This is a genomic window from Kribbella sp. (genome assembly GCF_035655035.1).
In the GTDB taxonomy this organism is placed as follows: domain Bacteria; phylum Actinomycetota; class Actinomycetes; order Propionibacteriales; family Kribbellaceae; genus Kribbella.
The window spans coordinates 1-9,841 of sequence record NZ_DASRVN010000309.1 but is presented as its reverse complement, the minus strand read 5'-3'; the positions used below and the strand labels follow the sequence as shown (position 1 = coordinate 9,841).

8 protein-coding genes and 1 pseudogene are annotated in these 9,841 nt (G+C 67.2%); 5 read left to right on the top strand and 4 right to left on the bottom strand.

What is annotated here, in order from left to right; all coding sequences use genetic code 11:
* Window positions 1-57 precede the first annotated feature (57 nt).
* Window positions 58-1,698 carry a DNA repair helicase XPB gene (locus VFF46_RS17830; protein WP_325038260.1) on the top strand — a complete coding sequence of 547 codons (1,641 nt, stop codon included), beginning with the start codon at window positions 58-60 and terminating at the stop codon, window positions 1,696-1,698.
* Between the two features lie 199 nt (window positions 1,699-1,897).
* Here the strand turns inward: VFF46_RS17830 and VFF46_RS17825 are convergent, their stop codons facing one another.
* The 4 genes from VFF46_RS17825 to VFF46_RS17810 form a co-directional block, all read right to left on the bottom strand.
* Entirely contained in the window at window positions 1,898-2,758 is an 861-nt protein-coding gene (locus tag VFF46_RS17825; RefSeq protein ID WP_325038258.1) for a DUF559 domain-containing protein, read from the bottom strand.
* 155 nt (window positions 2,759-2,913) lie between these two features.
* Window positions 2,914-3,624: a FadR/GntR family transcriptional regulator gene (locus VFF46_RS17820; protein ID WP_325038257.1), complete on the bottom strand. Its 711-nt coding sequence runs from the start codon at window positions 3,622-3,624 to the stop codon at window positions 2,914-2,916.
* A 26-nt stretch (window positions 3,625-3,650) separates the two neighbouring features.
* Window positions 3,651-4,586 carry a dihydrodipicolinate synthase family protein gene (locus tag VFF46_RS17815; RefSeq protein ID WP_325038256.1) on the bottom strand — a complete coding sequence of 312 codons (936 nt, stop codon included), beginning with the start codon at window positions 4,584-4,586 and terminating at the stop codon, window positions 3,651-3,653.
* Entirely contained in the window at window positions 4,583-5,662 is a 1,080-nt protein-coding gene (locus VFF46_RS17810) for a sialidase family protein (RefSeq protein WP_325038255.1), read from the bottom strand. The genes VFF46_RS17815 and VFF46_RS17810 overlap by 4 nt, the downstream gene beginning before the upstream one ends.
* 47 nt (window positions 5,663-5,709) lie before the next feature.
* Here VFF46_RS17810 and VFF46_RS17805 point away from each other — a divergent pair, with 47 nt between their 5' ends.
* The 4 genes and pseudogenes from VFF46_RS17805 to VFF46_RS17790 all read left to right on the top strand — a co-directional run.
* Window positions 5,710-7,332, top strand: a complete 1,623-nt coding sequence (locus tag VFF46_RS17805) for an extracellular solute-binding protein (RefSeq protein WP_325038254.1) — start codon at window positions 5,710-5,712, stop codon at window positions 7,330-7,332.
* Between the two features lie 68 nt (window positions 7,333-7,400).
* Window positions 7,401-8,276 (top strand): ABC transporter permease, encoded by an 876-nt coding sequence (locus tag VFF46_RS17800; RefSeq protein WP_325038259.1) that lies wholly within the window; start codon window positions 7,401-7,403, stop codon window positions 8,274-8,276.
* Window positions 8,273-9,175 carry a carbohydrate ABC transporter permease gene (locus VFF46_RS17795; protein WP_325038253.1) on the top strand — a complete coding sequence of 301 codons (903 nt, stop codon included), beginning with the start codon at window positions 8,273-8,275 and terminating at the stop codon, window positions 9,173-9,175. Before VFF46_RS17800 ends, VFF46_RS17795 begins: the two co-directional genes overlap by 4 nt.
* Window positions 9,176-9,246: 71 nt before the next feature.
* A pseudogene (locus VFF46_RS17790) lies at window positions 9,247-9,841 on the top strand (AAA family ATPase); the annotation flags it as partial.

The following is a 9,841-nucleotide window of genomic DNA, read 5'->3' as shown; positions in this document are numbered from 1 at the left end:
CGCGTTTGGCGGGAGCAGGCACAATGGAGGGTCGGGTTGTCGTGGATGGGAGCTGTGGTGTCGGACGGTCCTCTGATTGTGCAGTCGGACAAGACGTTGTTGCTGGAGACCGCGCATGCGGACGCCAACGAGTGCCGGAAGGCTATTGCGCCGTTCGCGGAGCTGGAGCGGGCGCCGGAGCACGTGCACACGTACCGGCTGACACCGCTCGGGCTGTGGAACGCGCGCGCCGCGGGGCACGACGCGGAGCAGGTGATCGACGTACTGCTGCGCTACAGCCGCTACCCGGTCCCCCACTCGCTGCTGGTCGACATCGCCGAGACCCTGGATCGGTACGGGCGTCTGCGGCTCGAGAAGCACCCGCAGCACGGGCTGGTGCTCGTGACCACCGACCGGCCGGTGCTGGAAGAGGTACTGCGCAGCAACAAGGTCAAACCGATGCTGGGCGCGCGGCTCGACGACGACACCGTCCTGGTGCACCCGTCGGAGCGCGGTCACCTCAAGCAGACCCTGCTGAAGCTGGGCTGGCCCGCGGAGGACCTGGCTGGGTACGTCGACGGTGAGGCGCACCAGATCGACCTGGTAACGGACGGCTGGGAGCTGCGCCCGTACCAGGAGCAGGCCACCGACTCGTTCTGGCACGGCGGCTCCGGTGTCGTCGTACTGCCCTGTGGCGCCGGTAAGACGATCGTCGGCGCGGCCGCGATGGCCCAGGCGTCCGCGACCACCCTGATCCTGGTCACGAACACGGTGTCCGCGCGGCAGTGGAAGGACGAGCTGCTGCGCCGTACGACGCTCACCGAGGACGAGATCGGCGAGTACTCCGGTGCGCGCAAGGAGATCCGGCCGGTGACGATCGCGACGTACCAGGTGATGACGACGCGGCGGAAGGGTGTGTACACGCACCTGGAGCTGTTCGACGCGCGCGACTGGGGCCTGATCGTGTACGACGAGGTGCACCTGCTGCCGGCGCCGATCTTCCGGATGACCGCGGACCTGCAGACCCGCCGGCGGCTCGGCCTGACCGCGACGCTGGTCCGTGAGGACGGCCGCGAGGGTGACGTGTTCTCGCTGATCGGCCCGAAGCGGTACGACGCGCCGTGGAAGGACATCGAGGCGCAGGGCTGGATCGCGCCGGCGGACTGCGTCGAGGTCCGGGTGGACCTGGAGCAGACCGAGCGGTTCGTGTACGCGACCGCCGAGCCCGAGGACCGCTACCGCCTGGCCGCCTCCACCCCCGCGAAGTCCAAGCTGGTACGCCGGATCGCCGAGCACCACGCGGACGAACCGCTGCTCGTCATCGGCCAGTACATCGACCAGCTGGACGAACTGGGCGAGCGCCTCGAATGCCCGGTGATCAAGGGCGAGACCACCGTCCGCGAACGCCAGCGCCTGTTCGACGCCTTCCGGCACGGCGAGATCACCCGCCTGGTGGTCAGCAAGGTCGCCAACTTCTCCATCGACCTCCCCGAGGCGTCGGTCGCCATCCAGGTCTCCGGCACCTTCGGCTCCCGCCAGGAAGAAGCCCAGCGCCTCGGCCGAGTCCTCCGCCCCAAGGGCGACGGCCGCACCGCTCGCTTCTACTCCATCGTCGCCCGAGACACCATAGACGCCGAATTCGCCGCCCACCGCCAACGCTTCCTGGCCGAACAGGGCTACGCCTACACCATCGTCGACGCCGAAAACCTCTTCGCCTGACCTCAAAAGAACAAAAACGGAGGAAGAGGCGGGATCCTCGACGCTGAAAACCTCTTCGCCTGATGCCGAAGGAGGAGGAGAGGATCGTGGACGATCGGCCGCTCGACAGGAGGTGTCAGCTCGGCCGGCCGGCCGCGACGCTCAGACGACCGACCGCCTCGCGGCAGTGGACGTATACGTACTGTCGAGCGGCCGGACTTCAGGCGCCAAGCCTCTGGGCCAGGGCCGCTCGGACGGTCGCGACAACCCAGGCCGGGTCGCCGATGATCTGCTCGTAGGTGAACCGGAGGACCAACCAGCCGGCCGTGTTCAGCTCGTCGTACCGGTAACAGTCGGCGGCGAAGTCCTGCCGGGAACCGTGGTACTCGAAGCCCTCGGCTTCCAGAGCCAACCTGGCAGGCCGATGCCCAAGATCCACCCGGGCACGGAATCCGTCGTGCGACACGAGCACCTGCGGTTCGAAGCCGTCGATGCCCGCGCTGATCAGGAGCGCCCGAAGCATCGATTCGAGGAAACTGCCGGCCAACGGCGTGGCCACCGCTGCGACCCGGCGAGCGTTCGGACAGCCGGGCCCCCGCATCGCGGACACCTCTGACAGCAGATCGTCTCCGAGTAACTGCCGGGTGGCGAGGGCCGCATCGGCGACTGCGAGGGCCTCAGCGAACGGGAGTATTCGCGCGCAGTCGGCGACCGTGCGGGACAAGGACGTGATTCGCCCCTGCCGCTCTGCCGAGCTCACGTCGGCCCAATGCAGCACAGCGGGTGGACCCGGTCGTGGACGGCGGTGCGGGGGCAGGATCAGATGAGGCTTCTCGGGTGTCACCAGCAAGGGAAGGCCGGAAGCGGCCGCGGCGCTCACGTGTGAGAGCACGCCGTCGTACGCCAGCACCGCGAGCGTGTCGGCCGGGAGCCCGGGGAGTGCGTAGATTCCGAGGGCGATCCGCTGGATGGCGCCGCAGGCGACAGCCTTGCCGATGGCATGCTTCGACACCGAACCCGCCAACTCACGGGCGGTGGCCCAACCACCCCGGCGCGCCAGGATCTGATCGACCGGTTCCATCCGAGGATGGTGCCCGAACCACCCCCTCGTCTGCGTTTACTCATCCACAGGCGGCAGCTCGACAGGAGGTGTCGCCGGTCACCACCCAGTCTCACGCTCACCAACCCGTCCGAGCTCGGCGCAGTGGACGTATACGCACTGTCGAGCGGGCGGACCTACTCGCCGAGGCGGGTGTGGATGCCGTTGAAGTGGGACTTCATGGAGGTGGCGTAGGTGGTGGGGTCGGCGGATTCGAGGGCGTTCAGGAGGTCTCGGTGCCAGGCGGCGGCGTCGGCGGGGGTGTAGCGGGCTCCGGGGAGGCGGGCGTCCACCTGGGCGAAGGTTCGCCAGAAGACTGACAGGAGGTCTATGACCAGGGCGTTGCCAAGGGGCTCGTAGAGGGCCTGGTGGAAGGCCCAGTCCTCGGCGGGGAAGTAGTTGCCTTCGGCGGCCTGGGATTCCATGCGTTGGACGATGGGTTCCAGGGTGTCGTAGCCGTGCTGCTTGAAGTGTTCGACCACGTCGTCGGCCAGACCGACCTCGATGGCTTGGCGGACCTCCAGGACGTTCTGGACGTCGCGGAGGTCGCCGGCCATCGACTGGGACATCCGGAAGGCGAGGCCGTCCTCCAGGGACTGCAGGTTGACCTCGCCGACGTACGTGCCGTACCCGTGCCGGATCTCGATGATGCCGACCGCCTGCAGCGCCTTCATCGCCTCGCGGAGCGGGTGCCGGCCGACGCCGAGCTGGGCCATCAGCTCCTGCTCGTTCGGTAGCGGGTCACCCGCCTTCAGCCCGCGCTCCAGGATGTACGACTTCATCGCATCCCGGATGAAGGACTGGTTCCCTGCCGCACCGCGTGCCCGGCTGAGCCCACCCGTTGTCACTGCCGGCCTCCCTTTGACTGGATCGCTCAGTGTAATCCGGCGCGGACCAGTAGCGGCCGAATCGCTTCGATCTCAGTGTCGCTCAAAGGGATACAGGGGTACGCCGTGAGCGGGCAGTCGATCACGCCCAGCAGATGCAGGCCTGCCTTGAACGCGCCCAGTGCGGACGAGCTGGCGCCCATCCGGGAGCGGTCCGGGACCTTGATGATGTCGAACAGTCGGAACAGGCGGTCCTGCTCGCTCCGTGCAGCCGCCGCGTCACCACCCACAGCCGCCTGGAACAACCGCACATAGCCGGCAGGATCCACGTTTCCCAGGCCCGGTACGACGCCGTCCACGCCGAAGGCCAAGGCCGAGTCGACGGTTACCTCGGAGCCGGTCATGATCGTCAACCCGTCGAGGTGCTTCTCGCGCCGGGAGAGAACCAGCTCGCGGAGCGAGGTCTCCTGGCCGGACGAGTCCTTCACTCCCGCGATCACACCCTGTTCGCCCAGAGACATGATGAGGGATGCGGGCAATTTGGTGCCGGCGCGCGGGGGGATGTCGTAGGCATACAGCGGGGTATCCCCGGCTTGCGCCGCCAGTTGCTTGAAGTGGCGTTCGATCTCGGCAGGATGGGTGGCGGCGTAGAAGGGGGCGGTGGCCACCAGTCCGTCCACGCCCGCCTTCAGGGCGGCGGAGACGTGCGCGGCGACCCGGCCGGTGGACGTGTCGATGACACCGGCCAGCACCGGCACCTGACCGGCCACCTCCGCCACGGTCGTCTCCAGCACAACCTGGCGCTGCTCGTCCGTGAGGAACGTTCCCTCGCCGGAGGTGCCGAGCACGAACACCCCGTCCACACCCCCGCCGAGCTGGTACTCGATCAGCCGCGCCAGCGATGCGGTATCGACGTCGTACGACGGGGTGAGCGGGGTGACGAGCGGCGGAACAACGCCGGTCAACCGGGCGGACTCGGTCAAGACAACTCCAACCTCTCAAGGGCGAATGTGGCGAAGCGCAGGGTCGCGAACGAGGACGTCTCACCGGCCTCGTAGAAGATCCCGACGGAACCGTCCGGAAGCAGCACCAGATCCGAGTACCCGGCCATGCCCTCGTGCACGACCAGGGCCGGCTTCCACGACGCACCGGAGTCCGACGAGACGAAAACGGTCAGTTCCCGGCGCGACGAGGGGTTCACGGGGGTCGACAGCAGCAACCGCCCGTCCGGCAGGCAGAGCACGCTGCCTTGGATCCCGGGCGCGGTGATCTCGGGGATCCCGGCGTACGGCGCGTCGAGCGTTTCGCCGCCGTCCGAGGACCAGGCATGCACGCGGGCGGGACCGGTGCCCTGGTGGTTGCGGGCGTTGAAGTACAGCCGACCGTCCGGCAGCTCGGCGACGGCGGTCTCGTTCGCGTTGATCTCGGCGCCGTCGTTGCGATCCACGAACCCGACGGACCAGTTGACGCCACCGTCGTCGCTGTAGATGCAGTGCCCGCCGTTCAGCCTGACCAGATCGTCTACGGGCTCAGAGGGCACAAAAGAATGATTGGCCGGTACGACGAGCCGCCCCGAGCGCAGCGCGACGCCGTGACACGGACCGGTCGCGTACCAGCCCCAGTCGTCCGGCTTCACCTGCGCGGTGATCTCCACCGGGTCCGACCACGACGTACCGTCGTCCGACGACCGCTGGACGAACACCCGCCGCCCGTCGACCGGATCGGTGCCCCGGGCAAGCGACAGCTCGACCGCGTCCGCGCCGTTCTGCACGGTGACGAGCACGATGTCGCCCGACTCCGGATCGTGCAGCGGCACCGGATTTCCACAGGTCTTGCCCGGCGCCGCGGACACCACCTGCAGCGGCAGCCAGGTCCGGCCGCCGTCGAGCGAACGCCGCAGTACGACCTCGATCTCGCCGGCGTCGCCGGATCCGTGCAGCCGGCCCTCGCAGAACGCCAGCACCGTCGAGGCACGCGCCAGCACCGCCGGGATGCGGAACGTGTGATACCCGCTGCCCGCCGGATCGAAGATTTCCGAAGCGCCGACTCTTGAAGACATAGGACGTACTATGTCATGGTGTGGCCCTCCGATGGAAGTGAGGCCTCATGCCGGTCAGCAGAAGAAGTTTCCTCGGTGGCGGTCTGGCCGCCGCCGCTGTCGCGGTCACGGGTACGCCGCTGCTGGCGGGGTGCGCGTCCGGCAAGAAGAACACCGCCGCGGCGAACGCGGCCGTGAAGCTGCCGACGTACATGAAGTACGGCGAGATCAAGCCGGACCTGCCCGGTACCGATGTGGTGCTGGACGGCTTCCTCAAGTACCCGGCGAACCCGGTGAAGGCGATCGCCGACGCCCCCGGCGACGGCAAGCCGATCACGTTCATGACGAACATCCCCGGCGCGATCCCACCGGCCGCCGACCAGAACCAGTTCTGGCAGGAGGTCAACAAGCGCCTCGGCTCCGAGCTGCAGATCAGCATGGCGTCGAACGACGAGTACAACGACAAGTTCGCCACGCGGATCGCCGGTGGCGACCTGCCGGACATCCTGAACGTCCCGCCGGGTACGCCGCAGATCCCGGGGCTGCTGAAGGCCAAGGCGATGGACCTCACCGAGCACCTGTCCGGTGACGCGGTGAAGAAGTACCCGTTCCTGGCCAACATCCCGACCCTGTACTGGAAGGGCTGCGTCTTCAACGGCGCGATCTACGGCGTCCCGGTGCCGCGCGGCATGTCCCGTACGTCGCTGCCGCTCTACCGGGCCGACCTGCTCGCCGCCAAGGGCATCAAGGACCCGGCCCCGAAGAACTTCGACGAGTTCCTTGCCCTGTGCAAGGAGATGACCGCGGCGAAGGACAACCGCTGGGCCTGGACCCGGGTGCCGACGTCGTACGTCCGGATGATGCTTGGGATGCCCAACAACTGGAAGGAAGAGGGCGGCAAGTTCATCTCGGTGTACGAGGCGGACGGCAACCAGGACGCGCTGGAGGCGTGCCGGAAGCTGGTCGCGGCCGGGGTCGTCAACCCGGACACGTTCAGCGCCAAGGCGGCCGCCCGGAAGCAGTGGTTCAACGGCGGGATCGCGGCCTTCGACTACGACAGCTTCGTGGCCTGGAACCAGTACTACTCGGACAACACGGCCGGAGACGCGTTCGCGGTCGACATGCTCGACGTACCGGGGTTCAGCAGCGGCGAGGGCAAGGTGTGGATGGGGGCGGCGCTCAACAACGTGACCGCGTTCAACAAGGCCAGCAAGCACTCCGCGGAGACGCTGCTGAAGGTCGCGAACTGGATGGCCGCGCCGTTCGGCACCGAGGAGTACCTGTTCCGCAAGTACGGCGTCCAGGGCCGGCACTACACGCTGGAGGGCACCGACCCGGTGCCGACCAAGACCGGCATCGTGGAGACGGGGATCGGCTTGCAGTACATCTCCGACTCGACGCTGGCGCTCTACTGGGCCGGCAAGCCTCAGGTGCCGCAGAACCAGCACAAGATCCAGGAGAAGATCGCGGACCGGCTGCTGTACGACGCGTCGTACGGCCTGTACTCCGAGACGAGCTCGAAGCAGTGGAGCCAGCTGACCGGCGTACTGACCGATCTGGAGAACCAGATCGTTCAGGGCAAGAAGCCGGTGTCGGACTGGGCTCCCGCGGTCAAGACGTTCCTGTCGTCCGGCGGTGAGAAGATCCGCGGCGAGCTGCAGGACGCGTTCGCCACGGCAGGCGGGAAGTAATGCTGCAAAGGACTTCCAAGCGATCGCAGCAGCGGCTGAGTCTTGGGCGGCGGTTGGTGCGTGACCGGGTGCTGCTGTTGTTCGCACTGCCTGGCGTCGCGCTGATCATCGCGTTCCACTACGTGCCGTTGCTGGGGAACGTGATCGCGTTCAAGGACTACCAGCCGTTCCTGGGGATCGGTGGGAGTGACTGGTCGGGCTGGGAGAACTTCAGCGTGATCTTCAACGGCGACCCCGCGTTCCTGCGGGCGTTGAAGAACACGCTGATCCTCACGTGCCTGCAGTCGATCTTCGTGTTCCCGGCACCGATCCTGCTCGCGCTGCTGCTGAACTCGCTGTTCTCCGAGCGGATCAAGCGGATCGCGCAGAGCATCCTGTACCTGCCACACTTCATGTCCTGGGTGATCGTGGTCGCGCTGTTCCAGCAGATGCTCGGCGGCAGCGGCCTGCTGAACAACTACCTGCGCTCGCACGACCTGTCGACGGTCAGCATCATCGGGAACTCCGAACTGTTCCACGTGCTGCTGACGTCGCAGATCATCTGGAAGGACACCGGGTGGGCAACGATCCTGTTCCTGGCCGCGCTGTCCCAGATCGACTCGCAGCTGTACGAGGCGGCGAGCGTGGACGGCGCGACCCGAATGCGGCAGCTCTGGCACGTCACGCTGCCAGGGCTGCGCGGGATCATCATCCTGCTGTTCATCCTGCGGCTGGGTGATTCGCTCACGGTCGGGTTCGAGCAGATCATCCTGCAGCAGCAGGCGGTCGGGCGGGACGTCAGCGAAGTACTGGACACGTACGTGTACAACAACGGCGTACTCGGCGGTGCCTGGGGCGTCGCGGCGGCGGTCGGCCTGGTGAAGGGCATCGTCGGCGTCATCCTCGTGCTCACCGCGAACAAGGTGGCGCACATCTTCGGCGAGCAGGGGGTCTACCAGCGATGAGCCGGAAAATCGTACCCCGCAAGATCGTGCAGGGCGTTCCGATGCCCGGCTGGCCGATGCGGGTCTTCAAGGGTCTGGTCCTGCTGGTCTTCTGCGCGGTCGTGATCGTCCCGTTCGTCGGGGTGATCTCGACCAGCGTCGCGCCGAACAAGCAGATCAACGAGTCCGGCGGCCTGGTGCTGTTCCCGAAGTCGGTCAACTTCCGGGCGTACGAGTCGCTGTTCGCGGGCGGCGTGGTGACCCGGGCGCTGTTCGTCAGCATCTTCGTGACGGTCGTCGGCACGCTGCTCAGCCTGACCGTGTCGTGCCTGCTCGCCTACGCGCTGGCGCGGCCCGGGTTCTCGGCGGGCCGGCCGATCCTGCTGATCGTGCTGTTCAGCATGCTGTTCTCGCCCGGCATCATCCCGCGGTACCTGACGGTCAAGGGCGTCGGGCTGCTGGACAGCATCTGGGCGCTGATCGTGCCGACGATGATCAGCGCCTTCAACGTCGTCGTACTGCGGGCGTTCTTCATGAACCTGCCGAGCGAGATCACCGAGAGCGCCCGGATCGACGGGGCGGGTGAGCTGATGACCTTCTCGTACATCGTGCTGCCGCTGTCCAAGGCCGTACTGTCGGTGATCGGCCTGTTCTACGCGGTGGCGTACTGGAACGCCTTCTTCTCGGCGCTGCTGTACCTGAACGACTCCAAGCTGTGGCCGTTGCAGCTGGTACTGCGGACGTACGTCATCAACGACACGCAGCTGGGCAGCGCGGAGCTCGGTACCGAACTGCTGCCGCCGCAGGCATCGATCCAGATGGCGATCCTGGTGGTGTCGATCGTGCCGATCCTGATCATCTACCCGTTCCTGCAGCGGCACTTCGCGAAGGGGGTCCTGACCGGCGCGGTGAAGGGGTGAAAACCAGTTCCGTGGCGCAGAGTGGTCAAGTAACGTAGCTGGGCTCCCCCCAACTCGCCGGAGGTTCCAGCATGCCCGCAGACACGTCCGACACCCTTCAGGCGGAGCAGGACTACCTGAAGACCTCCCGGGCCGCGCTGGCGCTGATGCGGGAGAAGACCGGCTCGCTGGAGATCCACAGCGCGGACCGGGTCAACCAGGAGTTCCTGCAGGCCGCGATCTTCCAGCGGATGAAGGAGCTGGAGGACGACCCCGACGTACCGCTGTTCTTCGGCCGGCTGGACTACCTCGAGCCGGCCGAGGAGACGTTCCACATCGGCCGCCGGCACGTGAACGACGCCCTCGGCGAGCCGCTGGTGGTGGACTGGCGGGCGGACATCTCGGTGCCGTTCTACCGGGCCAGCAAGACCGAGCCGATGGGCATCGGCATCCGCAGGCGGTTCGGGTTCACGCACGGCGAGATGACCGCCTTCGAGGACGAGGACCTCACGGCGGGTGACGCACCCGAGCAGCACAGCGACATCTTGGACGCCGAGATCGAGCGACCGCGCTCCGGCCCGATGCGTGACATCGTCGCGACCATCCAGCCGGAGCAGGACGTGATCGTCCGGGCCGGTGTCGACGAGACCATCTGCGTCCAGGGAGCGCCCGGTACCGGTAAGACCG

What these genes read in the sequence shown, in the direction of transcription:
- VFF46_RS17825 (WP_325038258.1), bottom strand. Translation starts at nt 2,758, where the DNA reads ATGGAACCGGTCGATCAGATCCTGGCGCGCCGGGGTGGTTGGGCCACC.
- VFF46_RS17810 (WP_325038255.1), bottom strand. Translation starts at nt 5,662, where the DNA reads ATGTCTTCAAGAGTCGGCGCTTCGGAAATCTTCGATCCGGCGGGCAGC.
- VFF46_RS17805 (WP_325038254.1), top strand. Translation starts at nt 5,710, where the DNA reads ATGCCGGTCAGCAGAAGAAGTTTCCTCGGTGGCGGTCTGGCCGCCGCC.
- VFF46_RS17795 (WP_325038253.1), top strand. Translation starts at nt 8,273, where the DNA reads ATGAGCCGGAAAATCGTACCCCGCAAGATCGTGCAGGGCGTTCCGATG.